At 61.3% G+C, this 25387-nt stretch carries 19 protein-coding genes; 8 read left to right on the top strand and 11 right to left on the bottom strand.

The features are described 5' to 3' along the window. Window positions 1–73: 73 nt before the first annotated feature. Window positions 74–1156: a catalase family peroxidase gene (locus APH41_RS03005; protein WP_054917334.1), complete on the top strand. Its 1083-nt coding sequence runs from the start codon at window positions 74–76 to the stop codon at window positions 1154–1156. Beyond that, complete coding sequence (locus tag APH41_RS03000; RefSeq protein WP_032896571.1) at window positions 1153–1692, top strand: cytochrome b; 540 nt, start codon at window positions 1153–1155, stop codon at window positions 1690–1692. The genes APH41_RS03005 and APH41_RS03000 overlap by 4 nt, the downstream gene beginning before the upstream one ends. Before the next feature lie 157 nt (window positions 1693–1849). Here APH41_RS03000 and APH41_RS02995 read toward each other — a convergent pair whose 3' ends face one another. Continuing rightward, window positions 1850–3001 (bottom strand): M14-type cytosolic carboxypeptidase, encoded by a 1152-nt coding sequence (locus APH41_RS02995; protein WP_054917333.1) that lies wholly within the window; start codon window positions 2999–3001, stop codon window positions 1850–1852. A 464-nt stretch (window positions 3002–3465) separates the two neighbouring features. After that, a complete protein-coding gene (locus APH41_RS02990) occupies window positions 3466–3759 on the bottom strand; it encodes a DUF6124 family protein (protein WP_054917372.1) in 294 nt (97 codons plus the stop codon). A gap of 178 nt (window positions 3760–3937) precedes the next feature. Between APH41_RS02990 and APH41_RS02985 the strand changes: the two genes are divergently transcribed. After that, window positions 3938–4573, top strand: coding sequence for a LexA family transcriptional regulator (locus APH41_RS02985; protein ID WP_054917332.1), 636 nt, complete (start codon window positions 3938–3940; stop codon window positions 4571–4573). Here APH41_RS02985 and APH41_RS02980 read toward each other — a convergent pair. The 4 genes from APH41_RS02980 to APH41_RS02965 form a co-directional block, all read right to left on the bottom strand. After that, window positions 4570–6495 carry an acetyl/propionyl/methylcrotonyl-CoA carboxylase subunit alpha gene (locus APH41_RS02980; RefSeq protein WP_054917331.1) on the bottom strand — a complete coding sequence of 642 codons (1926 nt, stop codon included), beginning with the start codon at window positions 6493–6495 and terminating at the stop codon, window positions 4570–4572. The two genes, APH41_RS02985 and APH41_RS02980, sit on opposite strands and share 4 nt — an antisense overlap. Next, complete coding sequence (locus tag APH41_RS02975; protein WP_034127920.1) at window positions 6492–7298, bottom strand: gamma-carboxygeranoyl-CoA hydratase; 807 nt, start codon at window positions 7296–7298, stop codon at window positions 6492–6494. Before APH41_RS02975 ends, APH41_RS02980 begins: the two co-directional genes overlap by 4 nt. A gap of 161 nt (window positions 7299–7459) precedes the next feature. Then, window positions 7460–9067 (bottom strand): carboxyl transferase domain-containing protein, encoded by a 1608-nt coding sequence (locus APH41_RS02970; RefSeq protein ID WP_054917329.1) that lies wholly within the window; start codon window positions 9065–9067, stop codon window positions 7460–7462. A gap of 12 nt (window positions 9068–9079) precedes the next feature. After that, window positions 9080–10243 (bottom strand): isovaleryl-CoA dehydrogenase, encoded by a 1164-nt coding sequence (locus APH41_RS02965; RefSeq protein ID WP_019819448.1) that lies wholly within the window; start codon window positions 10241–10243, stop codon window positions 9080–9082. A gap of 150 nt (window positions 10244–10393) precedes the next feature. Between APH41_RS02965 and APH41_RS02960 the strand changes: the two genes are divergently transcribed. Beyond that, window positions 10394–12025: an AMP-binding protein gene (locus tag APH41_RS02960; protein WP_054917328.1), complete on the top strand. Its 1632-nt coding sequence runs from the start codon at window positions 10394–10396 to the stop codon at window positions 12023–12025. 641 nt (window positions 12026–12666) lie between these two features. Here APH41_RS02960 and APH41_RS02955 read toward each other — a convergent pair. Genes APH41_RS02955 through APH41_RS02945 form a run of 3 tightly spaced genes read right to left on the bottom strand, consistent with a single transcriptional unit; the run spans window position 12667 to window position 14961 of the window. Next, window positions 12667–13569, bottom strand: coding sequence for a hydroxymethylglutaryl-CoA lyase (locus APH41_RS02955; RefSeq protein WP_014718953.1), 903 nt, complete (start codon window positions 13567–13569; stop codon window positions 12667–12669). 16 nt (window positions 13570–13585) lie between these two features. Beyond that, complete coding sequence (locus APH41_RS02950) at window positions 13586–13978, bottom strand: MerR family DNA-binding transcriptional regulator (RefSeq protein ID WP_003192195.1); 393 nt, start codon at window positions 13976–13978, stop codon at window positions 13586–13588. 53 nt (window positions 13979–14031) lie between these two features. Then, window positions 14032–14961 carry a LysR family transcriptional regulator gene (locus APH41_RS02945; protein ID WP_034127915.1) on the bottom strand — a complete coding sequence of 310 codons (930 nt, stop codon included), beginning with the start codon at window positions 14959–14961 and terminating at the stop codon, window positions 14032–14034. Window positions 14962–15112: 151 nt separating this feature from the next. On the opposite strand from APH41_RS02945, the gene APH41_RS02940 reads away from it, so the two are divergent. Continuing rightward, on the top strand, window positions 15113–16342 hold the full coding sequence (locus tag APH41_RS02940; protein WP_034127914.1) for an acyl-CoA dehydrogenase: 1230 nt from the start codon (window positions 15113–15115) through the stop codon (window positions 16340–16342). A gap of 150 nt (window positions 16343–16492) precedes the next feature. On the opposite strand, the gene APH41_RS02935 is transcribed toward APH41_RS02940, so the two are convergent. Next, window positions 16493–17824, bottom strand: coding sequence for a substrate-binding domain-containing protein (locus APH41_RS02935; RefSeq protein WP_054917327.1), 1332 nt, complete (start codon window positions 17822–17824; stop codon window positions 16493–16495). 198 nt (window positions 17825–18022) lie between these two features. Next, complete coding sequence (gene xthA, locus APH41_RS02930; RefSeq protein ID WP_034127912.1) at window positions 18023–18835, bottom strand: exodeoxyribonuclease III; 813 nt, start codon at window positions 18833–18835, stop codon at window positions 18023–18025. A 168-nt stretch (window positions 18836–19003) separates the two neighbouring features. Between xthA and APH41_RS02925 the strand changes: the two genes are divergently transcribed. The 3 genes from APH41_RS02925 to APH41_RS02915 all read left to right on the top strand — a co-directional run bounded on the left by APH41_RS02925 (window position 19004) and on the right by APH41_RS02915 (window position 25132). Continuing rightward, complete coding sequence (locus APH41_RS02925) at window positions 19004–19654, top strand: N-acetyltransferase (RefSeq protein ID WP_054917325.1); 651 nt, start codon at window positions 19004–19006, stop codon at window positions 19652–19654. 64 nt (window positions 19655–19718) lie between these two features. Beyond that, window positions 19719–21446: an autotransporter assembly complex family protein gene (locus APH41_RS02920; protein ID WP_054917324.1), complete on the top strand. Its 1728-nt coding sequence runs from the start codon at window positions 19719–19721 to the stop codon at window positions 21444–21446. Next, the gene (locus APH41_RS02915; protein ID WP_082430410.1) at window positions 21446–25132 is read left to right on the top strand and encodes a translocation/assembly module TamB domain-containing protein; all 3687 of its coding nucleotides are present in this window, start codon (window positions 21446–21448) and stop codon (window positions 25130–25132) included. Before APH41_RS02920 ends, APH41_RS02915 begins: the two co-directional genes overlap by 1 nt. Window positions 25133–25387 lie beyond the last annotated feature (255 nt).

Below are 25387 nucleotides of genomic sequence, written 5' to 3'. Positions count from 1 at the left end.
GAGCCAATCGGCGTTCGTCTTAATGCTCCGACCTTATGTTTCAGCCTGAGGCCTCTGGCCCTGGAGTTCCTGCATGGTAGATCACTCATCACCCCCCCGTCCTCCATTGAGCACTGCGAGCCTGATCGCACGACTTGCCGGCATCGGTGCCGTGGTTGCGGTTGTTGCCGGGGCATTTGCCTACGTCAATGGCACGCTCGACCCACAACGCCTGCGGCCAAAAACCTTGGTCAATGCCCTGGAAACCAATAACGGCGTGCATCCGGGCTTTCGCCGTAACCATGCCAAGGGCGTATGCGTGGCGGGTTATTTCGAGAGCAGTACCGAGGCCCGTGCCTATTCCAACGCCCAGGTGTTCAGCGAGGCCAAGACTCCGATCATCGGCCGCTTTGCCTTGCCCAGCGGCAACCCCTACGCACCGGACAGCAGTGTGCCGATTCGCAGTTTCGCCGTGCAGTTCAGCCAGGCCAACGGCCAGCAATGGCGGACGGGGATGAACAGCATGCCGGTGTTCCCAGTGGGCACGCCCGAGGCGTTTTACCAGTTGCTCAAGGCCGGCGCGCCAGATCCGGCCACCGGCAAGCCGAACCCGTCAAGCATGCCGGCGTTTTTTGCCGCACACCCCGAGACAGCGCCATTCCTGGCCTGGGTCAAGACCGCCAAGCCATCGGCCAGTTATGCGACTGAAACCTATAACGGCATCAACGCGTTTTACCTGGTGGCTGCCGATGGTACGCGCCAGGCCGTGCGTTGGGAGGTGGTGCCCCAGAGCCAGGACGCGGCGGGTGATACCGCACCTGCTGGCAGTGACTTCCTCGAGCAGGACTTGGTGCGACGCCTGGCCGCCGGGCCATTGCGTTGGCAGTTGAACATGACCCTGGCCAACCCCGGCGACCCGCTGGACGACGCAAGCAAGACCTGGACCGGCGCGCACAAGGTCCTCAACGCCGGCACGTTGGTGCTGCAAAGCAGCCAGCCCCAGGCAGATGGTGATTGCCGCGATATCAACTTTGACCCGCTGATTCTGCCCAGTGGTATCCAAGCCTCCAACGACCCCTTGCTGGCCGCCCGTTCGGCCGCGTATGCCAGTTCGTACCTGCGCCGCGCCGGTGAAGTCAGCCCGTTGCACAGCGCCCCTCAGGAGTCGAAGCCATGAATGCTCAACCACGGTTCTTTGCGCCCTTGGCGCGCGTGTTGCACTGGCTGATGGCGTTGATGATCATCGCCATGCTGTTTATCGGCGCGGGTCTGGCGGCGTCGGTGTCGGAGCGCCATGAGTGGCTGATCCACCTGCACAAGCCGCTGGGCATTGCGATTCTGGCGCTGGTGATCGTGCGCCTGGCGGTGCGTTTCTCGACGCGCCAACCGCCGTTGCCAGCGGATTTACCGGTGTGGCAAAGGCTCGCAGCCAAGGCCTCCCATGTGCTGTTGTACGCCTTGATGCTGGTGTTGCCGCTGCTGGGTTGGGCGATGATTTCAGCGGCTGGCGACCCGGTGATGCTCAGCAGTAACCTGCAACTGCCCGCGCTGGTGGGGGCGAATGCGCCGTTGTTCGCGCTGTTGCGCAAGGCTCACGGCTACCTGGCCTATCTGCTGTTTCTCACCGTGCTGGTGCATCTGGCGGCCGCGTTGTTCCACGGTTTGATCCGCCGCGACGGTGTCTTGCAAAGCATGACCGGCAGCAAGGATTGACCGCTCTTGTGGCGAGCGAGCTTGCTCGCGCTGGGCTGCGAAGCAGCCCCAAAACAGCCTGCTCGGTGTGTCAGGTGATCCGGCAGTGATTTTCATGGGGCCGCTATGCGGCCCAGCGCGAGCAAGCTCGCTCGCCACAAAGAGCTCGCCTCGGGGGTTAGCGCAAACGCCCGACGATATCAGCGACGCTGCTCAACACGTCCTTGCCCAACTGTTTTGAACGATCGCCTGACCAGCCAGTTCGCAGGTTGGGCGCGTCGTCGTTGTCCTTGAAGGGCATTTCCAGGGTCAGGGACAGGCAGTCGTATTTTTCTCCTACCGCGTTGCAGGCCAGGGTCATGTTGGCTTGGCCGGGCAGGTCGCGGGTGTAGCCGTGGGTGGTCTGGAAGTCTCGTGTCAGGTGGCTCAAATGGCTGCGGAAGTGTTTTTCCAGGGCTTCGATACGCGGGGTGTAGCCAGGGTTGCCTTCGCAGCCTGCGGTGAACACGTAGGGGATTTCTTCATCGCCGTGGATGTCGAGTAACATATCCACGCCGTACTTTTCCATCTGTTGCTGGACGAACAGGACCTCGGGGCTGAGTTCCTGGCTGGCGCTCTGCCAGGCGCGGTTCAGGTCCTGGCCCATGGCGTTGGTGCGCAGGTGGCCGTGGAAGGCGCCATCCGGGTTCATGTTCGGTACCAGGTACAGATCGGCGACGGCCAGCAGTTTTTTCAGTTCGTCGTCGCCGTCCTTTTGCAGGCGCTCAATCACGCCCTCCATAAACCATTCGGCCATGTGCTCACCGGGGTGCTGCTGGGCGATGATCCACACCTTGCGCCGGCCCTCGATTCCTTTGCCTCGGCGCAGCAGTTGAATATCGCGGCCTTCAGCGCTCTTGCCGGTGGCCAGCAGGGTGACCCCGGCGTACTTCAGGGCTTGCTCGATCAGCCAGTCATGGCGCTCACGGCTATAGGGCTCGAAGTAGGCAAACCAGGCGTGCTTTTCCCGGGTCTGGAGGTTGATGTGCAGGATCTCGCCATCAAAGCGCGTCGGTACCCGGAACCAGTTGATATGGTCGTAGGACGCCACGGCGTTGTAGCCGCTCCAGGCATGCTTGTAGGACGAGCGCCCTGCGTTGCTCAAGCGAAAGGTATGGGTGTGCCCCACGTGCATGCCTTCGGCCTTGAAGTGGAACCATTGGTAGTGATCGCTGCGGGTGTCGGGTTTGATTGCCAGCAACAACTGATAAGCGTCGCTGGCATCCAGGACCTGAATGTTGCCGCTGTCGAAGTCGGTGCTGATCTTGATGGAGGTCAAGGCCACGGTCATAGTCTGGTTGCCTGAATATGAGTGATGTGGCGGCTATCTTACACAGGCGTTCGGTAAAACCTGGATGCAAAAATTGTTGCAGGGGAGGGGGCGTCATCCGTGACGCCGCCGCAGCTTAGAGTCTATGAGATTGATTCTCAAGCGCTAATTCGCAGAGATACGCGCTAGAGCACTCGGACGACTTTCTTTGGGCGATAGTCTTTTGCTACCATGCGCGCCATCAAGCAACACACAGTCTTCATTAGCCTGAAGCCATGCCAGGAAAACTGGCAAAAAAAAGACCCGGCCAAAGAGCCGGGTCAAAAACCGTGATTAGCCTGATGAGGAGATATTCCAAGAGTCCGACCTAAGGTCTCTTGGTCTATCGACTGATCTCGCGATCAGCTGAGCCCAATAATAATCATTATCATTTGCAAGTCAAATGTTTTTATCCGTGGGATAGAAATATTTTTCTTTCATACCTGCTAAGCGTTTGCCGCCGCTCCTGGTGCTTGCAACGACCGCTCCACCATCGCCTTCGCCATATCGATCAAATACACCACCGAAAACGCCAGGTCGCGCTGGTTGCCCTGATGGCTGCACGCCGACTCGTAGGCGGTTGCCGCTGCACTGCGCAACAGGTCCGAGGCGTGTATCAGGGCCTCCTCCTGGCTGACTTCGGGTTTGATCGCGAACATGGCCCCGTCCGAATCCGGCGTCGACCGATTTTCTTTCAAGTAGTAGTCCAGTGCGCGCTGGGCCGCGCCACTGTTGCACATGTCGTTTACTTCAGTCAGTTCGGGCGTTGGGTGCGTGCGGGTCGTCATAAGCGGCAATACTCCGGTGGGTGTCGAAATCCTTGGGCTTGATCATAGTACGTATCGTATTCCTGTCGTTTTATGGATTACTACAAACTGTTTATTGCCCGCAAAAACGGGCGCCGTATTGTGATGCACCATGGATAACTGGATAGCGTTGGTCAAGGCCAACATGAAAGACCGCAAGGTCACGCAGGATGAACTGGCGCGGCGCCTGGGCATGTCCCAGGGCGGCGTCGGCCATTGGCTCAATAAACGCCGTGTGCCGAGCCTGGCGGACATGAACCGTGTGCTCGCCGAACTGGGGTTGGGGTATTTGGAGGTGGCGCTGGAGATTCGTGAACGGGCCGCGCAAGTGCCGGAACTGGGCCCCCACTACAATCCGTATTTCCGCTACCCGGTCAGCGACTGGAAGCAGGCCTGCGAGCTGCGTGAGGAGCGTGCGCCTTATAGAACCGAGCGCTACGAATTGACCGATTACCACGCCCGAGGCGAGGCATTCTGGTTGCCGGTGACGGGAGACGCCATGACCGCCCCCACGGGTATGAGTATTGCGGCTGGCATGATGATCCTGGTTGACCCGGCCATCGCACCCGAGCCCGGCAGGCTGGTGGTGGCCCAATGGGCCGGTAACCCCCAGGCCACCTTTCGCCAATTGCAGGAAGAAAGCGGCCAGCACTACCTGGTGCCGCTCAACCCCACTTACCCCAAGGTGCTGCTCAGCGACGGCTGCCGCCTCCTGGGTGTGGTGGTGCAAGCCACGGCGAAGTTCTAGTCGGCCGTTTCAAGCTCCACCAGCGCGCTGCCTTCGGCTACCATTTCACCTTCCTGGCAGAACAGCGCCTTGACCACCCCGGCGTGGGGCGCACGGATGCTGTGCTCCATCTTCATGGCTTCGAGCACCACCAGTTGAGTACCAGCCTCAACGGTTTGGCCCACCTCCACGAGCACCCGCACGATGCTGCCGTTCATGGGGGCGGTGAGGCCGCCCTGATGGGATTGATTGGCCTCGACCGCCGCAATCGGGTCGAACAGGCTGACGGCATGCATCTCGCCGTCCCAACGCAGGTACAGGCGGCCTTCACTGCGCACCGCCAGATGAGCACGGCGCACGCCCTGATGTTCAGTCAGCAACTGTTCGCCGCATAACTGAGACGGTTGCCCGGTCAGTATCACCAACCGATCTTGCCCATTGCAGCTCAGGTGCAGCGACACTTCGGCAGGCAGGCCCACGCGAAAGCCCTGGTGACTTGCCCAAGGCCCGTCACCCACCGGCAAGCTCTGCATAAACGCCGAGCCCGCCGCTTGCCAGAACTCATCGCTCAAGGCTCCTGGCGTCGGCAACAGCTCACCCTGATAGCGCGGGATAAACCCGGTATCCAACTCGGCCGCGGCAAACGCAGGGTGCCCGATGATGCGCCGCAAAAAGCCCAGGTTGGTCTTGAGCCCGCCGACCGCAAACTCATCCAGCATGCTTAATAAGCGCAGGCGCGCCTGTTCGCGGTCTTCACCCCAGGCAATCAACTTGCCGAGCATCGGGTCGTAGAAGGGCGACACGCTGTCGCCTTGCTCGACGCCGCTATCCACCCGGCGTCCAGGGCCCGGGCTGGACTCGCGGTACAGCGCCAGGTGCCCGGTGGCCGGCAGAAAGTCATTGGCCGGGTCTTCGGCATACAGCCGCACTTCAATTGCATGACCGTTCAACGCGACCTGCTCTTGCGTGATCGGCAGCGCCTCGCCCTGGGCAACCCGGATCTGCCAGGCCACCAGGTCGAGGCCGGTAATCGCTTCGGTCACCGGATGCTCCACCTGCAGCCGCGTGTTCATCTCCATGAAGAAAAACTCGCCACGGGCATCCAGCAAAAACTCCACCGTACCTGCGCCGACATACCCGATGGCCTGGGCAGCGCGCACGGCCGCTTCGCCCATGGCCCGGCGCTGCTCGACACTCAAGCCGGGTGCCGGGGCTTCTTCCACGACCTTTTGATGACGACGCTGGATCGAGCAGTCGCGTTCATTGAGGTACAAGCAATGACCCTGCTGGTCGGCAAACACTTGGATCTCGACATGCCGCGGCTTGAGCAGGTATTTCTCCACCAGCATCTGCCCGTTGCCGAACGACGACAGCGCCTCACGCTGGGCGGAAGCCAGGGCTTCGGCCAGTTGGCTGACGTCCTCGACCACTTTCATGCCCTTGCCACCGCCACCCGCCGTGGCCTTGAGCAGCACCGGGTAGCCGATACGCTCACAGGCGGCGCGGAAGGTCTCCAGGTCCTGGGCCTCGCCGTGATAACCCGGCACAAGGGGTACGCCAGCCGTTTCCATCAAGGCCTTGGCCGCGGATTTGCTGCCCATGGCGTCGATTGCCGAGGCGGGCGGGCCGAGGAAGATCAAGCCTGCCGCCTCGATGGCCCGGGCGAAGCCGGCGTTTTCCGAGAGGAAGCCGTAGCCGGGGTGAATCGCCTGGGCGCCGCTGGCGTGGGCGGCGGCAATCAGCTTGTCGATTTGCAGGTAACTATCGGTGGCCTTGCTGCCGCCCAGGTCGACGCGGATATCGGCTTCACGGCTATGGCGGGCATCGCGGTCGATGGCGCTGTGCACAGCCACGGTGGTCAACCCCATGGCCTTGGCGGTACGCATGACCCGGCAGGCGATTTCGCCACGGTTGGCCACCAGAACGGTGTTGAGTGTGCTCATGAACGCGGCTCCTGGGTTTGCCAACTTGGCGCACGTTTTTGCAGAAATGCACGCAAACCTTCCTGGCCCTCGGCGCTCACCCGGATGCGCGCAATGGCGTTTTCGCAATAGCGGCGCAGCGCGGGGGTGAGGGCACCGTTGCCCACTTCGCGCAGCAAATCCTTACTGGCACGCATGGCCGCCGGGCTGTTTTGCAGCAGGTTGGTGACCCACTGGTCCACCTGTTGATCCAGGCTCTCGGCAGGATAACTTTCCGCCAGCAAGCCGATCTCCCGTGCGCGTTGGCCGCCGAACCGCTCGGCTGTGAGTGCATAACGACGGGCAGCGCGTTCGCCGATGGCCTGCACCACGAACGGGCTGATCACCGCCGGCGCCAGGCCGATACGCACTTCCGACAGGCAGAACTGCGCGTCGTCGGCACCGATGGCCATGTCACAGCAACTGATCAGGCCCAGCGCGCCCCCGTAGGCCGCACCTTGCACCACCGCCAGCGTGGGGATTTTCAGTTTGGACAGGTTGTACATCAGCTCTGCCAGTTCCCGGGCGTCGTCCAGGTTGGTGTGGTAGTCCAGCTCGGCCGATTGCTGCATCCAGGCCAGGTCGGCACCGGCGCTGAAGTGCTTGCCACGCCCGCGCAGTACCAGGAAGCGCAGGGACGGGTCGCCTTGTACGCGGTCAAGGGCCAGGATCAGCTCGCGGATCATCTCGGCGTTGAACGCGTTGTTCTTGGCTTCGCGGCTGAGCCACAGCGTGGCAAAGCCACGGCGGTCGGTGATCAGTTCGAGGGTGTTGAAGTCGCTCATGCAAGGAGCTCCATGATAATGAGAGGCCTCCTGTAGGAGCGAGCTTGTTGTGGCGAGCAAGTTTGCTTGCGCTGGGGTGCGCAGCGCCCCCAAAAAAGCCGGGACTGCTGCGCAGTCAGCGGGAGCAAGCTCCCTCGCCACAACAGGCGCGCTCCTACAGGTTACATGCGGAACACGCCGAAGCGGCTCGGCTCGATGGGGGCGTTCAGTGCGGCGGACAAGGCCAGGGCCAGCACGTCACGGGTCTGCAGCGGGTCGATCACGCCGTCATCCCACAAGCGCGCGCTGGAGTAGTAGGGATGGCCCTGGGTTTCATACTGGTCGAGGATCGGCTGCTTGATCGCGGCCTCCTCCTCGGCACTGAAACCGTTGCCAGCGCGCTCAGCCTGTTCGCGCTTGACCTGCACCAACACCCCGGCGGCCTGTTCGGCCCCCATCACGCCGATGCGTGCGTTGGGCCACATCCACAAAAAGCGCGGGTCGTAGGCGCGGCCACACATCCCATAGTTCCCCGCACCAAAGCTGCCACCGATGATCACGGTGAATTTCGGCACCTTGGCGCACGCCACGGCGGTGACCAGCTTGGCGCCGTGCTTGGCAATGCCGCCGGCTTCGTACTTCTGGCCGACCATGAAGCCGGTGATGTTTTGCAGGAACAGCAGCGGAATCCCGCGCTGGCAGGCCAGTTCGATAAAATGCGCGCCTTTTTGCGCGGCTTCGGCGAAGAGGATGCCGTTGTTGGCCAGGATCGCTATCGGGTAGCCATGCAAGTGCGCAAAGCCGCACACCAGGGTCGTGCCGAACAGGGCCTTGAACTCATCGAACACCGAGCCGTCCACCAGCCGTGCGATGACTTCGCGCACATCAAAGGGTTGCTTGGCATCCGCCGGGATCACGCCGTACAACTCTTCGCTGCTGTACAGCGGCGCCACCGGCGAGCGTTGCAGCAGCTCACCTTGCTTGCGCCAATTGAGGTTGGCCACGCTGCGCCGCGCCAGCGCCAGGGCGTGCTCATCGCTGTCGGCATAGTGGTCGGCCACGCCGGAGACCTTGCAGTGCACATCGGCACCGCCCAGGTCTTCGGCGCTCACCACTTCACCGGTGGCGGCCTTCACCAGCGGCGGGCCGGCAAGGAAAATGGTGGCTTGCTGGCGCACCATGATCGCTTCGTCGGCCATGGCCGGCACGTAGGCGCCGCCGGCGGTGCACGAGCCCATCACCACGGCAATCTGAGGAATGCCCTGGGCGCTCATATTGGCCTGGTTGAAGAAGATCCGCCCGAAATGCTCACGGTCGGGGAACACCTCGTCCTGGCGCGGCAGGTTGGCGCCGCCGGAGTCCACCAGGTAGATACACGGCAGGCGGTTTTGCTCGGCGATGGTCTGGGCGCGCAGGTGTTTTTTAACGGTCAGCGGGTAATAGGAGCCGCCTTTGACCGTGGCATCGTTGGCCACAATCATGCATTCGACGCCTTCCACCCGGCCGATGCCGGCAATCACCCCGGCAGCCGGGACGTCTTCGCCATACACCTGGTGGGCGGCCAGTTGGCTCAGCTCGAGAAACGGCGAACCCGGATCGAGCAGACGGTTGATACGCTCGCGGGGCAACAGCTTGCCGCGTGACGTGTGGCGTTCCTGGGCCTTGGCGCCGCCACCTTGATGGACGTGGGCTAGCAGGCTGTGCAGGGCGTCGACCTGTTCAAGCATCGCCGCGCGGTTGGCGGAAAATTCCGCCGAGCGCGGGTTGAGCTGGGTGTGCAGGGTGGCCATGGGCGTGCTCCTTCAGCGGGTTTCGTTGAACAGTTCGCGACCGATCAACATCCGCCGAATCTCACTGGTGCCCGCACCAATTTCGTAGAGCTTGGCGTCACGCAACAGGCGCCCGGCGGGGAATTCGTTGATATAGCCATTGCCGCCCAGAATCTGGATCGCATCCAGGGCCATTTGCGTGGCGCGCTCGGCGCTGTAGAGGATCACGCCCGCAGCGTCCTTGCGCGTGGTCTCGCCGCGTTCACACGCCTGGGCCACCGCGTAGAGGTAGGCGCGGCTGGCGTTGAGCTGGGTGTACATATCGGCAACCTTGCCTTGGATCAATTGGAATTCGCCGATGCTCTGGCCGAACTGCTTGCGGTCGTGGATGTAGGGCACGATCAAGTCCATGCATGCCTGCATGATCCCGGTAGGGCCACCGGAGAGCACCACGCGCTCGTAGTCCAGGCCGCTCATCAACACTTTCACGCCGCCATTGAGCACGCCGAGGATGTTTTCTTCGGGTACCTCGACGTCGTCGAAAAACAGCTCGCAGGTGTTGGAGCCGCGCATGCCCAGCTTGTCGAATTTATTGCTGCGGCTGAAGCCTTTCCAGTCGCGCTCGACGATGAAGGCGGTGATGCCGTGGGGGCCTTTTTCCAGGTCGGTCTTGGCGTAGATCACATAGGTATGGGCGTCCGGGCCGTTGGTGATCCAGGTCTTGCTGCCATTGAGTACGTAATGGTCGCCGCGCTTGTCGGCGCGCAGTTTCATCGACACCACGTCGGAACCGGCATTCGGCTCGCTCATGGCCAGGGCGCCGATGTGCTCGCCGCTGATCAGCTTGGGCAGGTACTTGAGTTTTTGTGCGTGGTTGCCGTTGCGGTTGATCTGGTTGACGCATAGGTTGGAGTGCGCCCCGTAGGACAACGCCACCGAGGCCGAGCCACGGCTGATTTCTTCCATGCTCACCACATGGGCCAGGTAACCCAGGCCAGCACCGCCGTATTCCTCGGGCACGGTGATGCCCAGCAGGCCCATGTCGCCGAACTTGCGCCACAGGTCGGCGGGGAACAGGTTATCTATGTCGATCTGGGCCGCGCGCGGTGCGATCTCCTTGGCCACGAAGGACTGCACCTGGTCGCGCAGCATGTCGATGGTCTCGCCGAGGGCGAAGTTCAGGGACGGGTAACTCATGGACAGGCACCTTAATGTGAGCTTTGTTGTTGTGTGGGCAGGGCGCGGGAGGAGGGCGCTCACCTTTACGTTAACGTAAGCTTGCGTTGCGGCGCTGTCAATCGTAGTTTACGTATACGTCAACCTACAAAAAAGATAACAGGGGTCGTTATGGATCAACCGAACCAGAGTTACAGCCGTGGCTCCCAGGACAAGGCCTTGCTGGCCATGACCATTGGCCAGGCATTCGATCGCACCGTCGCTCAGCATCCAGATGGCGAAGCCTTGGTGGTGCGTCACCAGCAGCAGCGCTACACCTGGCGGCAGCTGGCCGAGACAGTTGAGCTGCACGCCCGCGCATTCATCGCCCTAGGCATGCAAACCGGCGACCGCCTGGGGATCTGGGCGCCTAACTGTGCCGAGTGGCTGATCTGCCAGGTGGCGAGTGCCAAGCTCGGGGTGATCCTGGTCAATATCAACCCGGCCTATCGCAGCAGTGAATTGGACTACGTGCTCAAACAATCCGGCTGCCAATGGCTGGTATGCGCCGGTTCGTTCAAAAGCTCCAATTATCACGCCATGCTCCAGGCGTTGAAACCCGAGCTGCGCGGCCTCATCAGCCTAGACCCCAGCCCGCCGCCGGAATTCATGCCCTGGTCGCAGTTGGCGGCGCTTGGCGCAGGCGTGCCGCCCGAGCACCTGCACAGCCGCCAGGCCAGCCTGCATTTCGATCAACCCGTGAATATCCAGTACACCTCCGGCACCACCGGCTTCCCCAAGGGCGCCACCCTCAGTCACCACAACATCCTCAATAACGGTTACATGGTCGGTGAAAGCCTGGGCCTGACGGCAGGGGACCGCCTGGTGATCCCGGTGCCGCTGTATCACTGCTTCGGCATGGTCATGGGGAACCTCGGTTGTATCACCCACGGCACCACCATGATCTACCCCAATGACGGCTTCGACCCGTTGCTGACGCTGAACGCCGTCGCCGAAGAACAAGCCACCGGCTTATATGGCGTGCCGACCATGTTTATCGCGCTGCTCGATCACCCACGCCGAGCCGAGTTCGACTTGTCCAGCCTGCGCACCGGGATCATGGCCGGGGCGACATGCCCGATCGAGGTGATGCGTCGGGTCATCCATGAGCTGCACATGGGAGAGGTGCAGATTGCCTATGGCATGACTGAAACCAGCCCGGTGTCGCTGCAGACCGGCGCGGATGACGATATCGAGCGGCGTGTTACCACGGTGGGCCGCACCCAACCGCAACTGGAAACCAAGATTGTCGACGAGGCCGGTAACACCGTGGACCGGGGCGTGATCGGTGAACTGTGTACACGCGGCTACAGCGTGATGCTCGGTTACTGGAACAACCCCGACGGCACTCGCGAGTCCATCGATGAGGCCGGCTGGATGCACACCGGCGACCTGGCGACCATGGATGAGCAGGGTTACGTGTGCATCGCCGGGCGTAACAAGGACATGATCATTCGCGGTGGCGAGAACGTTTACCCGCGGGAGCTGGAAGAGTTTTTCTTTACTCATCCGGCCGTGGCGGACGTGCAGATCGTTGGCATCCCGGATGAACGTTATGGCGAAGAGATTGTTGCCTGGATCAAGTTTCATCCCGGTCAAGTGGCCAACGAGCTGGAGTTGTTGAGCTGGTGCAAGGACCGCATCGCCCATTTCAAGACGCCCAGGCATTTCAAGTTCGTGGATGAGTTTCCGATGACAGTCACGGGCAAGATCCAGAAGTTTCGCATGCGCGAGATTTCCATCCAGGAGCTGCAAGCGCGCTGACAACGTCAACCCCCTGTGGGAGCTGGCTTGCCTGCGATGGCGGCCTGACTGCCGGCCCACATCTACCTGATACCCCGCGAACCTGCTGCGCCACCAAAATAGTTAAACCCAGAAAGCACAAAGGGGACCCGAAGGTCCCCTTTAATTTGTCGTTGCGTGCTCTTTTCTTATTATTGAGGGGCGGCCTGTTGTTGTTTTTGGTAGCCGTGGCCCGTACCGCTTTTTTGGCGACCCCCATCCGGGGTCAAGAGCAAACGTATTTTTTTGAACGCTGACCTGCTTCTTCGTAAACGATCCAACCAGTGGGTAGCTACCTGAGGTAGTTTTATTTTTCTCTATCCGGTTGCGGGTTGCGGCATGCCGTACCCTGGGAAGCACATCTTCTCCAAAAAAATCTGTTAGCTGCGTCTCTGCCGTGTTGTTTTTGTTATGTCAGAGTCGTTTCGTCTTATTTTTATTAGGTTTGGCGCTTTTTATTCTTGTTATGCCATAGAGATAGCAGAAGGCGTGCCAACTTTTTAAAAGTCTTTAAAATCAATGAGTTGTATTTTTGGTCAATATTTTCTTTCAGTCGGTGCGGCGGATTTTGTTCCCGCGTTACCCGTTATGCCGGTGTGCGGTAACACATTGTCACAGCTGTGCTACTCACCTGCGTTACGCACCTTCGCCACGCGGGAACCCGTAGGCCGTCCCAGCACCTGGCTGATCTGCTGGCCGGCGCCAATCAAGCGTTCCAGGTCGATACCCGTGTCGATACCCAGGCCGTTGAGCAGGTACAGCACATCCTCGGTGGCGACGTTACCGCTGGCGCCCTTGGCGTAGGGGCAGCCGCCCAGGCCTGCGATAGAGCTGTCGAACACCGTGATGCCCTCCAGCAGGCTGGCATAGATGTTGGCGATGGCCTGCCCGTAGGTGTCGTGGAAGTGCCCGGCCAGCTTGTCCCGTGGCACTTGGGCGCCGACCACTTCGAACAGGCGCCGGGTAGCGCCCGCCGTGCCGGTACCGATGGTGTCGCCCAGGGACACTTCATAGCAGCCCATGGCATACAGCTCGCGGGCGACGGCCGCCACTTGCTCCGGGGCGATCTCGCCTTCATAGGGGCAACCCAGCACACAGGACACATAACCGCGCACGCTGACGCCGTGCTGCTTGGCGGCGGCCATGATCGGTGCGAAGCGCTCCAGGCTTTCGCTGATGGAACAATTGATATTGCGCTGGGAGAACGCCTCGGACGCCGCCGCAAACACCGCGACTTCCTTGACCCCGGCCGCCAGCGCATCCTCGAACCCACGCAGGTTCGGTGCCAGTGCGCCATAGGTCACGCCGGGCTTGCGCTGGATCTGCGCAAATACCTCGGCTGAACCTGCCATTTGCGGCACCCATTTGGGCGAGACAAAACTACCGACTTCGATATAGCTCAAGCCAGCGGCGCTCAAGGCGTCTACCAATCGGACTTTATCCGCCACGCTGATGGGCTGGGCTTCGTTCTGCAAACCGTCGCGCGGGCCGACTTCAACCAGGCGTACGTGGGAAGGGAGGGACATGGCAGTTACCTTCTGGTCAATGGCCGGCTTGGCTGATGGTCTGCGCCAGGGCCTGGGTGCAACGCTCTTCAGCGGTGTCCAGTTCCAGCTTCATCTGTTCGATATCCAGCAGTTGCTGCTCCAACTGTTCACGGCGTTCGGCGATCTTGGCCAGCATGCTGTTGAGTTGGATCTGGTTGCCGCCGGTGGGGTCGTAGAGTTCGATCAGTTCGCGGCATTCGGCCAGGGAGAAGCCGATGCGCTTGCCACGCAGGATCAGCTTGAGGCTGACCTTGTCCCGCGCCGAGTAAATGCGCTCCTGGCCCCGACGTTCGGGGGCCAGCAGGCCTTGTTCTTCATAGAAACGAATGGCGCGGGTGGTGATGTCGAGCTCGCGGGCGAGGTCGGAGATGCTGTAGGTGGTGCTCATGGCGGTGCTCAAGGAAGTCTTGGCGCTAAGCTAATTGCAGGTTGACGTAAACGTCAAGGCTGCTGGGCTTTCTTTTCCTGGGCCGTCACCTGCTGGCACAACTCGATCATCTGTTCACGCATCCAGCGGTTCGCCGGGTCCTGATCGGTGCTTTCGTGCCAGTACAAATGGGTTTCCAGCGGCGGCACGCTGTTGACTGGCAGTTGGAACCAGTGCAGTTCATGACGACGGGCGAAACGCTCGGGCACGGTCATCACCATGTCGGTCTGTTGCAACACCTGATAGGCCATCAGGTAGTGCTGGGAACGCAGGGCGATCTTGCGTTGAATGCCCATCTTGCCCAAGGCCAGGTCCACATAGCCCAAACCGTTGCGGCGGCTGGAGATATGGATATGGGTCAGCGACAGGTAATCATCCAGGGTGAATTTATCCTTGCCCGCCATCGGGTGGCCCTTGCGCATGGCGCACACGTAGCGGTCTTCCATCAGCTTGACGTGACGCACCTGCGGGTCGGTATTGAGCGGCGCATCCACGGCAAAATCCAGGCGCCCGGCGGCCAGTTCCTTGGTGGTTTCGCGACGTTTGGACAGGAAACTCTCGATCATCACGGTAGGCGCCAGGCGACGCAGGCGCTGGAACAGCAGCGGCAGGATCACGGCCTCGGTCAGGTCGGTCATGCTGATACGGTAGGTCTTGGCCGCCTGCTGCGGGTTGAAGATGCGGCTTTCCTGCACGGACACGCGCAGCAACGACAACGCATTGCGCACCGGGCCGATGATGTTTTGCGCCATGGGCGTGGGCACCATGCCTTGGGCGGTACGCACGAACAGCGGGTCGTTGAAGGTCTCGCGCAACCGCGCCAGGGCGTTGGACACCGCCGGCTGGGTGATACCCACGATCTGGCCGGCGCGGGTCAGGTTGGCTTCGGTGTAAATCGCGTCGAAGACAATAAAGAGGTTGAGGTCGACCTTGCTCAGATTCATTTCGTTGCGCTCTTATTGTGAGGTGCTCATACGCCGATCATATATCGGTGATGAATGTTAATACACGGCGAGAATAGGCTAGGTAAATTATCAGCGCTGTTCTAGCATCGAATGCATGACCTAAACAACCTCTCAGAGAAGGGAGCTGCTCATGGATTTCGCCTATTCGCCCAAGGTTCAGGAACTGCGTGAACGCGTCACTGCGTTCATGGACGCTTATGTCTACCCGGCCGAACCGGTGTTCGAACGCCAAGTCAGCGAAGGTGATCGCTGGCAGCCCACGGCGATCATGGAAGAACTCAAGGCCAAGGCGAAGGCCGAGGGCTTGTGGAACCTGTTCCTGCCGGAATCCGAACTGGGCGCTGGCCTGACCAACCTTGAATACGCACCCTTGGCGGAAATCATGGGCCGCTCGTTGCTGGGCCCGGAGCCATTCAACTGCTCCGCTCCCGACACCGGCAATATGGAAGTGCTGGTGCGCTACGCCAACGAAGAACAGAAACAGCGCTGGCTCGAACCCTTGCTGCGCGGCGAGATTCGTTCCGCCTTTGCCATGACCGAACCGGATGTGGCGTCCTCGGACGCCACCAACATGGCCGCCCGCGCCGAACGCCAGGGCGACGAGTGGGTGATCAACGGCAAGAAGTGGTGGACCTCCGGCGCCTGCGACCCGCGCTGCAAGATCCTGATCTTCATGGGCCTGAGCAACCCCGATGCGCCGCGTCACCAGCAGCACTCGATGATCCTGGTGCCGGTCGACACCCCAGGCGTGAAAATCCTGCGGCCGCTGCCGGTATTCGGCTACGACGATGCGCCCCACGGCCATGCCGAAGTGCTGTTCGACAATGTGCGTGTGCCTTATGAAAACGTGTTGCTGGGCGAAGGCCGTGGCTTCGAGATCGCCCAGGGGCGCCTTGGCCCTGGCCGTATCCACCACTGCATGCGTTCGGTCGGCATGGCCGAACGCGCATTGGAGTTGATGTGCAAACGCTCGGTCAGCCGCACTGCCTTTGGCAAGCCTTTGGCGCGGTTGGGCGGCAATATCGACAAGATCGCCGACTCACGCATGGAAATTGACATGGCCCGCCTGCTGACCTTGAAAGCGGCGTACATGATGGACACCGTGGGTAATAAAGTGGCGAAAAGCGAAATCGCCCAGATCAAGGTGGTGGCACCGAATGTGGCCTTGAAAGTCATCGACCGCGCGATCCAGATGCACGGCGGTGCCGGGGTGTCCAACGACTTCCCGCTGGCCTATATGTACGCCATGCAACGCACCCTGCGCCTGGCAGACGGCCCGGACGAAGTGCACCGTGCGGCGATTGGCAAGTTCGAGATTGGCAAATATGTGCCTCGGGAATTGATGCGCGGCGGGCAGTAACACTGATGATCGTTCCCACACTCTGCGATCGTTCCCACGCTCTGCGTGGGAGCGCCTCCCGTGACGCTCTGCGTCACCCTCTCAAGAGCGGACGCGGAGCGTCCAGAGCGGCATTCCCACGCGGAGCGTGGGAACGATCTTCAATGATCTTCAGTACACCCAAACCTCCACTCGCCGATTCTTGATCCGGCCTTCATCCGCAGTATTGGCCGCCACCGGCATCTGCGCGCCAAACCCGCGAATATCCTTGAGCACCACGCCGCTCTTGACCAGCTCTCGGCGCACTGCCATCGCCCGCAACTTCGATAGCAGCGCCGCACGTTGCGGATCATTCTTGGTGTCGCCAAACCCCACCAGCGTCACCTGTTTATTCAGCTTGCCGTGGCTTCTGATATAGGCGACCACCCGCTGCACATCCTGGCGCGCCTTATTGTCGAGGCTGGCGCTGCCCTCGTCGAAGCGAAAATTCACCGTCAGGCGCTGAGCGTCTCGGGCGATGGCCTGGTAATCGTCGGGCATCGGCGGGCGCGGCGCCACACCGATCGCTTGCACCTGCTGGGCGATGAAGCCATTGGCAGCCACAATCGCCTGGCCCTTGCTGCCTTGGGAAAACTCCACCAACGCCTTGGCCCATGGGTTGCGGGAAGAGGGCGGCAAGTAGAAGAACAGCCGACGTGACAGCGGGTAATCCTCGGTGGCGATCAGGCTGGTCAGCGGCAACATCGGTTGCGAGTCGCCGTCGACAATCGCCACCGCCTTGGCCTGGCGCACAGAGGGCAGGCCGATAAAACCGATGCCCTGGGGGTCCTGGCTCACCGCATCGGAAAGCTGTTCGCTGGATTCAAAGCGCTTGGCCAACGGCGCGAGCGGTTGGCCGCGGCGGCTCAGCACCAGTTCCCGGAAGGTGTCGAAGGTGCCGGATTGATCATCCCGGGCATATAAATGAATGGTCCCGCCTGTACCTCCCAGTGCCTCCCAGGTGCTGACCTCGCCGTTGAAGATTTGCGCCAATTGCTCGGTGTTGAGGCTATTGAGCGGGTTGCGCGGGTTGACGATGATTGCCAGGCCATCAATGGCGATCACATGCTCGGCGCCTGGGGTTTTCAAGTCCCCCAGGGGGTCGAGGTCCACCAGCTCGCTGTCTTTGATCGGGCGGGACGCGGCGGCGAGGTCGGCGCGATTGTTTTTCAGCGCCGCAAAGCCGGTGCTGGAACCGTGGGCCGCCACCTCGATGGTGACCGTCTGGCCTTGGCGTGTCTTGCCGACCACGCGCTGCTCATTCCCCCCGGCACCCGGTTCAGCACGCACATCCTGCAAGCCCTGATACTCCATCAAGCCTTTGACCAGCGCCGGGCCGAGTGCCGCGCCGATGGTGTTGGAGCCCTGGATGCGCAGGGCCGGGCCTTGGTCGGGAATGGACAGAGGGGCCGCCACGGCGGGGAATGCGATTGCAAAACACAGGAACAGAACGCGCAGCATCATGCCGGCACCTTCTTAGGCCAAAGGGAGTGCCGGAAGATTAAGTCAGTCGGATTGCAGTCATATGACCGACACAATACAAATCAACTGTGGGAGCTGGCTTGCCTGCGAAAGCGTTAGTGCAGCAGCAGGTGCGGTGACTGACACACCGCCTTCGCGGGCAAGCCCGCTCCCACATTCAGATCTTCACCAAGCCAACTGTCAGCTCAGTTCCAACCAGATCGGCGCATGGTCCGACGGTTTCTCCAGCCCACGCAAATCATAGTCCACCCCCGCGTCCTTGACCCGAGGCACCAACCCGGTGGACGCCAAGATCACGTCGATGCGCAGCCCGCGCTTGGGCTCGTCCTCAAAGCCACGGCTGCGGTAATCGAACCAGCTGAAGCGGTCGGTCACATCCGGGTTGAGGTGGCGGAAGCTGTCCACCAGGCCCCAGTTCTTCAAGCGTGCCATCCACTCGCGTTCTTCCGGCAGGAAGCTGCACTTGCCGGTTTTCAGCCAGCGCTTGGCGTTGTCGGCGCCGATGCCGATGTCGCAGTCCTCTGGGGAAATGTTCACGTCGCCCATCACCACCAGCGCCTGGTCATTGCTGAACTGGCTTTCCAGCAATTGCTGCAAGTCTTCATAGAAGCGCTGCTTGGCCGGGAACTTGGTTGGGTGGTCGCGGCTTTCGCCTTGGGGGAAGTAGCCGTTCATGATGGTCACTGGGTGGCCGTTTTCGTCGGCGAAGGTGCCCCAGATAAACCGGCGCTGGGCGTCTTCTTCATCGCTGGCAAAGCCTTTGTGCACGCTCAACGCTTCTTTGCGCGAGAGCAGGGCCACGCCGTAGTGGCCTTTCTGCCCGTGGTAGTACACGTGATAACCCAGGGCCTGCACTTCGGCCAACGGGAACTGATCATCGTGGACCTTGGTTTCCTGCAAACCGATCACGTCCGGTTGATGCTTTTCAATCAGCGCCGCCAACTGATGAGGGCGAGCACGCAGCCCGTTGATATTGAAGGAGACGATTTTCATGGTCGGCAGTCCAGTCTGGCAAAAGGGCGATGCTAGCCGACAAGTCGGATGGGGGCCAGCGTGGCGGCAGGATGAATGCGCTGCTAATGTCTGGGAACGACTGGAGCTGTGCAGGTTCGTACCCATAAGAACGCCATGTTTGAGTGGCGCCCAGGGAGATTGACTGTTATGCCAGACACTTCGACGGCCACTGCCGAAATCCGCCTGCTCAATAGCGGCTACTCCCGTGAAGCGCGATCCCTGCTGTACCAGGCGTATCGCCATGAGCCGACCTTTGCCTATATCTTCGAAGCCGAGCGGGCGGGCTATGAGCAGCGAGTACGTGCCACTGTGCGCGAACTGGTCAAGCAGCATTTTTTCCAGAAACTCCCGGCCATCGGCCTGTTCGTCAACGACCGGCTGATCGGCATTGCCCTGATTGCACCGCCCCAGCGGCGCCTGGGCATCACCGAAAGCTGGGCCTGGCAAATCCGCATGTGGCTGAGCACCGGCGTGCGCGGTACGCGGCGTTACCTGGAATACCATCATGCCGTCATGGCGTGCCTGCCCAACACGTCTGTGCATGTGCTGCCGCTGCTGGGCATTCACCCGCAGTTCCATGGCAAGCATCATGGTGAGCAGTTGCTGGAAGCGGTACACAATTGGTGTGCCGACGACCCGCATTCATCCGGCGTAGTGCTCGACACCGGTAACTCCCGCTACCTGGATTTCTACAAGCGCCAGGGCTATGAGGAAATCGGCGAAGTCGCCGTAGGGCCGGTGCGCGAGCATGTGTTTTTCCATCCCAATCCCCAGGCGTTACATCCTGCAACGGCTTGAGACAGAATTATTCAGAAGAATCCGGGTTCATAGTTCCTCTCTCGCTCGTGTAGCATCCGCGCCTATGAAGTTTCCAGGAAGATTTACCAGCGGCTTGATTCTGCTGTTCACGAGCTGCGGCGCATTGGCGCAAAGCGAACTGGACGTGCGGATCAAACCCTCGAACGACGCGCTGAAAGCCAACATCGAAGGCTATATCGGCGGTGTGGGCGATCGTGATGAAGAAGCCTTGCTGCGGTTCAGCCGTGGCGCCGAGGAGCAGGCGCGCAAAGCCGCGCAGGCCCTGGGCTACTATCAGCCACAGATCAACAGCGAGGTGAAGGGCGGCAAGAACCCGCGCCTGACCCTCACCATCGACCCTGGCGAACCGGTGCACTTGCGCGACGTCACCATAAGGGTCGATGGCCAGGCTGCGAGCCTCAAGGCGTTTCGCGTGCCCGCCAGCGACGACCTCAAGCCCGGCGCCGTGCTCAATCACGGCCATTACGAAGACGCCAAGCGCCTGATCCAGAACCAGGCCTCGCGCTACGGGTTTTTCAGCGGGCGCTTCACCAGCCAGAAACTTGCCGTAGACCCTCAAGCGGGCGTGGCCGACATCGAACTCATTTACGACAGCGGCCCACGCTACAGCATGGGCAAGGTCAGCTTCACCGGCGACACGCCCTTTGATGAAGAGCTGTTGCAGCGCATGGTGCCGTTCAAGCCCGGCACACCCTATGATTCCGAACTGGTCGCCGAACTCAACCAGAACCTGCAAGCCAGTGGCTTCTTCGAAGGCGTGCGCGTCGACGCCAGCCCCACCGCCGCCACCGATGATGTGATCCCGGTGGCGGTGCAACTGGACACCCGCAAGCCGCGCACCATGGGCCTGGGCCTGGGTTATTCCACTGACGTCGGCCCACGGGGCAAAGCCAACTGGACGCGCCATTGGGTCAACCCACAGGGCCACAGTTATGGCTGGGAAGCTGAACTGTCGGCGCCACGGCAGAACGTCGGGTTGTGGTACGACATCCCGCTCGACCCGCCGCTCACTGACAAATTGCGCTTTGCTGGCGGCTACCAGAATGAAGAGATCGCTAACACTGACACCCTGAGCAAGCTGCTCACCATCGGCCCCGAATGGCACAGCAAGTTGCCCAGTGGCTGGACGCGGGTGATCTCCCTCAAGTACCAGCGCGAAGAATATCGCCTGGGCAATGACTCGGGCCTGAGTAACCTGCTGATGCCTGGCGTGAGCTATTCCTACCTGCGCAGTGACAACCGCATCGACCCGCACCATGGCTACCGCCTGATGTTCGACACCAAGGTCGCCAAAGAGGGCCTGGGGTCCGACACCAACCTGCTTTACGGCACAGCGACGGTCAAGGGCCTGACCACCTTGTGGGACAACCACCGCTTCCTAGGCCGTGCGCAATTTGGCGGCAGTGCCACCAATGGCTACAAATCCGTGCCTCCTTCCTTGCGCTTCTTTGCCGGTGGCGACCAGAGCGTGCGCGGCTACGAGTACCAGACGCTATCGCCCGAGAACGATCGCGGCGACCGCATCGGTGGCCGCTACATGGTGGCCTTGAGCGCTGAGTATCAATATTCCATCACCGATAAATGGCGTATCGCGACCTTTGTCGACCAGGGTAACTCGTTCAACAACCTGGACTTGCCCAGCCTGAAAACCGGCGTGGGCGTCGGCGTGCGCTGGGTGTCGCCGGTGGGGCCGATTCGCCTCGACCTGGCCCATGCCCTCGAAGATCCGGGCGGCGTTCGCTTGCACTTTTCCATGGGGCCTGAGCTGTGATGCGTGGTTTGAAAATAGCGGGGCTGGCGTTGGTTGCCATCCTCGTCTTGCTGTTGTTGGCGCTGTGGTCAGTGCTTGGCACCCAGGCGGGCAGTCGTTGGGCCTTGGCCCAGGTGCCAGGTTTGAGCGTGGAAAATTTCCAGGGGCGCCTGGGCGGGCAGTGGAGTGCCGATCATTTGCTGTGGCAGCAGGATGGCAGCCGCGTCGAGCTGAATGCACCGACGTTTGACTGGACGCCCGGCTGCCTGCTGCGCATGACCCTGTGCATCAACCGACTGGATGTGGAACAGGTCAGCCTGGAATTCGCCCCCAGTGCCGAAGAGAGCGACAGCGGGCCGATTCAACTGCCCGACCTGAAGCTGCCGGTTTCGCTCCAGTTGGGCGATGTTCGCATTGGCAGCCTGCTGTTCAACGGCAATGAAGAACTCAAGGGCCTGCAACTGGTGGCGCACTGGACTACCGCCGGCCTGCAGATCGACTCGGTGCATCTGCAGCGCGACGATCTGGTACTGGACCTCGCCGGTCTGCTGCAACCCAGCGGCGATTGGCCGTTGAATGCCACCGGTAACCTGAGCTTGCCCTATGCGCCGGGCGGCGCGCCCTGGAGCGTTGCTCTCAAGCTCGACGGCGACTTGCTCAAGACCCTCAAGCTCGACGCCGACAGCAGCGGCTATCTGCCGGCCAAGCTCACTGGCGAGCTGCAACCCCTGGTGGAAAACCTGCCGGCGCAGGTGCACATCACCTCCGAGTCGTTCAAACCCAGCGCAGACCTGCCCGATACCCTGCAACTCAATCAACTGGACTTGAACGCTAAAGGCGACCTGAGCAATGGCTACCAGTTGCTGGGCAAGGCCGTGCTACCGGCCGAAAACGGCCCGGTGGATTTACTGCTCAAGGGCAAGGTTGACGCCAAGGGCGCACAGATTGCTGGCCTGGACCTGACGGCCGGCGACAAGCAAAGCCTCAAGCTCAGTGCCAACCTGGACTGGCAACAAGGCTTCAGCGCGGACGCCAAGATCGACTGGCTGGACTTCCCCTGGCATCGCCTCTATCCGGTCATTGACGAACCGCAAGTGGCCTTGCGCACCTTCAACGGTGAAATCTCCTATAAAGACGGCAACTACCTGGGCAATCTCAAGGCCGACCTCGACGGCCCGGCGGGCAAGTTCAATGTGGTCACCCCCTTCAGTGGCGACCTCAAGCAGGTCTTCCTGCCTGAGCTGAAACTGAGTGCCGGCCAGGGCAAGGCCGAAGGCCACCTGAACCTGCAATTTGCCGACGGCATTGCCTGGGACACTGCGCTGGATCTGTCGGCGCTGAACCCTGCCTACTGGGTCGCAGAGTTGCCCGGCACCCTGGCCGGGCCGCTGCGCAGCAAAGGTGAGTTCAAGAACGAACAACTCAAGTTCAACGCTGACCTCGACCTCAAGGGCCGCCTGCGCGGGCAAACCGCTGTGCTGGCGGCCAAGGCCGAAGGCGCCGGCGAACAATGGACCCTCGCCAACCTGGACATCCGCCTGGGCGACAACCGCATCAACGGCAGCGGCAGCCTGCAACAGCGTCTGGCCGGGCAGATCGACATCAAGCTGGCGCGCCTGGCCCAGCTCTGGCCGCAACTGCGTGGGCAAGTCAACGGGCGTGTCGAAGTGGCCGGCACCTTGAAAGCCCCGCAAGGGAAACTCGACCTCAAGGGGCAGCAACTGGCCTTTGCCGACAATCGTCTGCAAAGCCTCAACTTGGACGCCAACCTCGATAGTGCCCAGCGCGCCAAGCTGGACCTCAAGGCCAACGGCATTCAAAGCGGCGAGACGCAAGTCGGCAACCTCACCGCCAGCGCCCAGGGCGATATCAAGAACCAGAAAGTCCAGCTGGCGCTGACTGGCCCGCTGGTCAAACTGGCCCTGGCCCTGGACGGCAACCTCGACAAAGACAACTGGCGCGGGCGCCTGGCCAGTGGCGACGTGCAAGCCGGTGGCCAGGACTGGCGGCTGCAAGCCCCGGCGAAGATCGAACGCCTGGCCGATGGCAAGCTGACCTTTGGCGCGCACTGCTGGGTCTCCGGCGGCGCCAGCCTGTGTGGTGAAGACCAGCGCCTGATGCCCGAGCCGAAGTTGCGTTACCACCTCAAGCAATTCCCTCTCGACAGCCTCGCGGGGTTCTTGCCCAAAGACTTCGCCTGGCAGGGCAGGCTCAACGCCGATGTGCAACTCGACTTGCCCCAGAGCGGCCCAAAAGGTGTGGTCGCGGTGGACGCCAGTGGCGGCACCTTGCGCGTGCGCGACAAGGGCCAGTGGCTGGATTTCCCCTACGACACCCTGAAGCTGGAAACCACCCTCAATCCCAAGCGCATCGACACCCAGCTGAATTTCCGTGGCGGCAAGCTTGGCCAATTGTTGTTGCAGGCGCAGATCAATCCGCTGCCGAGCAACAAGCCGATCACCGGCAATTTCAGCCTTACGGGTCTGGACCTCGCCGTAGCGCGGCCCTTTGTACCCATGGTGGAAAAACTCAGCGGCAAACTCAACGGCAATGGCCGCATCTCCGGCGGTTTGCTCGCGCCCTTGGTCAACGGCAACCTGAACCTGGTGGACGGCGAAGTCTCCGGGCCGGAACTGCCCATCAGCCTTGAAGGCCTGAACTTGCAGGCGCAAATCGCCGGCGAAAGCGTGCAGCTCAACGGCGGCTGGCGCAGCGGCAAGGCCGGCCAGGGTAGCCTTACGGGCCAGATCGACTGGGGCCGCGCCCTGGTGGTCGACCTCAGCCTCAAAGGCTCGCAACTGCCGGTCACCGTGGAGCCCTACGCCAAGCTGGAAGTGGCGCCCGACCTGAAAATCAGCCTCAAGGACGACAAGCTGGCGATCGCCGGCAAGGTCCATATCCCCCGTGGCGACATCACCGTGCGCGAGTTGCCGCCGTCGACCGTTAAGGTTTCCGACGACACGGTGATCATCGGCAGCCAGACCGAAGAGGGCAAAGCGCCGATGGCCATGGCCATGGATATCGACGTGGAAGTGGGTGAGGACCAGCTCAACTTCGCCGGCTTCGGCCTCACCGCCAAGGTCCAGGGCCACGTGCACATCGGCGACAACATGGACACCCGTGGTGAGCTGTGGCTCAACGACGGCCGCTACCGTGCCTACGGCCAGCGCCTCAATGTGCGCCGCGCACGCCTGTTGTTCGCGGGGCCCTTGGACCAGCCGTTCCTGGATATCGAAGCGGTGCGCATCGTTACCGAATCCAGCCGCACGGTCACCGCGGGTATCCGCCTGAGCGGCAGCGCCGAACAACCCACCACGCAGATCTTTTCCGAGCCGGCCATGGCCCAGGAAGATGCGTTGTCATACCTGGTGCTGGGCCGTTCGCGCACCAACACTGGCGAAGACAACAACATGCTCGCCGAAGCCGCCCTGGGCCTGGGCTTGATGGGCAGCGCTGGCGTGACTTCGGATATTGCCAATAAGCTGGGGATTCAGGATTTTGATCTGGACACCCAGGGTACGGGTAACAGCACCGCCGTGGTGGCCAGCGGCAAGATCAACGAGAAGCTCAGCTTGCGTTATGGGGTAGGGGTGTTCGAACCGGCTAACACCATTGCCTTGCGCTACCTGCTGAGCAAGAAGGTGTACTTGGAAGTGGCCACGGGCGTAGCGAGTTCCCTGGATATCTTCTACAAGCGCGATTTCTAAACCTTGCCCGATCAAAAAATGTAGGAGCGAGCTTGCTCGCGAAAAACGTCAACGATAACGCGTGCATCCTGAATGCACGCGGTGCCCGTGAGTTTTTTCGCGAGCAAGCTCGCTCCTACAAAAAGCCTTAACTGGACTCTCGCTGATTTGATTGCTGTCCAAGGCTCTAAGTTACTCAACTACCAAGCAACCTAATTATTCCATTTGACATTCGCTGCCTAAGCAGTAACATCTCGTCACACATTCACTGCCTAG

The organism is Pseudomonas sp. NBRC 111138, assembly GCF_001320835.1.
In the GTDB taxonomy this organism is placed as follows: Bacteria; Pseudomonadota; Gammaproteobacteria; order Pseudomonadales; family Pseudomonadaceae; genus Aquipseudomonas; species Aquipseudomonas paracarnis.
The sequence above is the reverse complement of the archived record's forward strand: the minus strand, read 5'-3'. Positions and strand labels throughout refer to the sequence as shown.

Excerpts from the sequence above, each read along its gene's own strand:
- APH41_RS03005 (WP_054917334.1), top strand. The coding sequence starts at position 74 with ATGGTAGATCACTCATCACCCCCCCGTCCTCCATTGAGCACTGCGAGC.
- APH41_RS03000 (WP_032896571.1), top strand. The coding sequence starts at position 1,153 with ATGAATGCTCAACCACGGTTCTTTGCGCCCTTGGCGCGCGTGTTGCAC.
- APH41_RS02995 (WP_054917333.1), bottom strand. The coding sequence starts at position 3,001 with ATGACCGTGGCCTTGACCTCCATCAAGATCAGCACCGACTTCGACAGC.
- APH41_RS02990 (WP_054917372.1), bottom strand. The coding sequence starts at position 3,759 with ATGTGCAACAGTGGCGCGGCCCAGCGCGCACTGGACTACTACTTGAAA.
- APH41_RS02985 (WP_054917332.1), top strand. The coding sequence starts at position 3,938 with ATGGATAACTGGATAGCGTTGGTCAAGGCCAACATGAAAGACCGCAAG.
- APH41_RS02980 (WP_054917331.1), bottom strand. The coding sequence starts at position 6,495 with ATGAGCACACTCAACACCGTTCTGGTGGCCAACCGTGGCGAAATCGCC.
- APH41_RS02975 (WP_034127920.1), bottom strand. The coding sequence starts at position 7,298 with ATGAGCGACTTCAACACCCTCGAACTGATCACCGACCGCCGTGGCTTT.
- APH41_RS02970 (WP_054917329.1), bottom strand. The coding sequence starts at position 9,067 with ATGGCCACCCTGCACACCCAGCTCAACCCGCGCTCGGCGGAATTTTCC.
- APH41_RS02965 (WP_019819448.1), bottom strand. The coding sequence starts at position 10,243 with ATGAGTTACCCGTCCCTGAACTTCGCCCTCGGCGAGACCATCGACATG.
- APH41_RS02960 (WP_054917328.1), top strand. The coding sequence starts at position 10,394 with ATGGATCAACCGAACCAGAGTTACAGCCGTGGCTCCCAGGACAAGGCC.
- APH41_RS02955 (WP_014718953.1), bottom strand. The coding sequence starts at position 13,569 with ATGTCCCTCCCTTCCCACGTACGCCTGGTTGAAGTCGGCCCGCGCGAC.
- APH41_RS02950 (WP_003192195.1), bottom strand. The coding sequence starts at position 13,978 with ATGAGCACCACCTACAGCATCTCCGACCTCGCCCGCGAGCTCGACATC.
- APH41_RS02945 (WP_034127915.1), bottom strand. The coding sequence starts at position 14,961 with ATGAATCTGAGCAAGGTCGACCTCAACCTCTTTATTGTCTTCGACGCG.
- APH41_RS02940 (WP_034127914.1), top strand. The coding sequence starts at position 15,113 with ATGGATTTCGCCTATTCGCCCAAGGTTCAGGAACTGCGTGAACGCGTC.
- APH41_RS02935 (WP_054917327.1), bottom strand. The coding sequence starts at position 17,824 with ATGATGCTGCGCGTTCTGTTCCTGTGTTTTGCAATCGCATTCCCCGCC.
- xthA (WP_034127912.1), bottom strand. The coding sequence starts at position 18,835 with ATGAAAATCGTCTCCTTCAATATCAACGGGCTGCGTGCTCGCCCTCAT.
- APH41_RS02925 (WP_054917325.1), top strand. The coding sequence starts at position 19,004 with ATGCCAGACACTTCGACGGCCACTGCCGAAATCCGCCTGCTCAATAGC.
- APH41_RS02920 (WP_054917324.1), top strand. The coding sequence starts at position 19,719 with ATGAAGTTTCCAGGAAGATTTACCAGCGGCTTGATTCTGCTGTTCACG.
- APH41_RS02915 (WP_082430410.1), top strand. The coding sequence starts at position 21,446 with ATGCGTGGTTTGAAAATAGCGGGGCTGGCGTTGGTTGCCATCCTCGTC.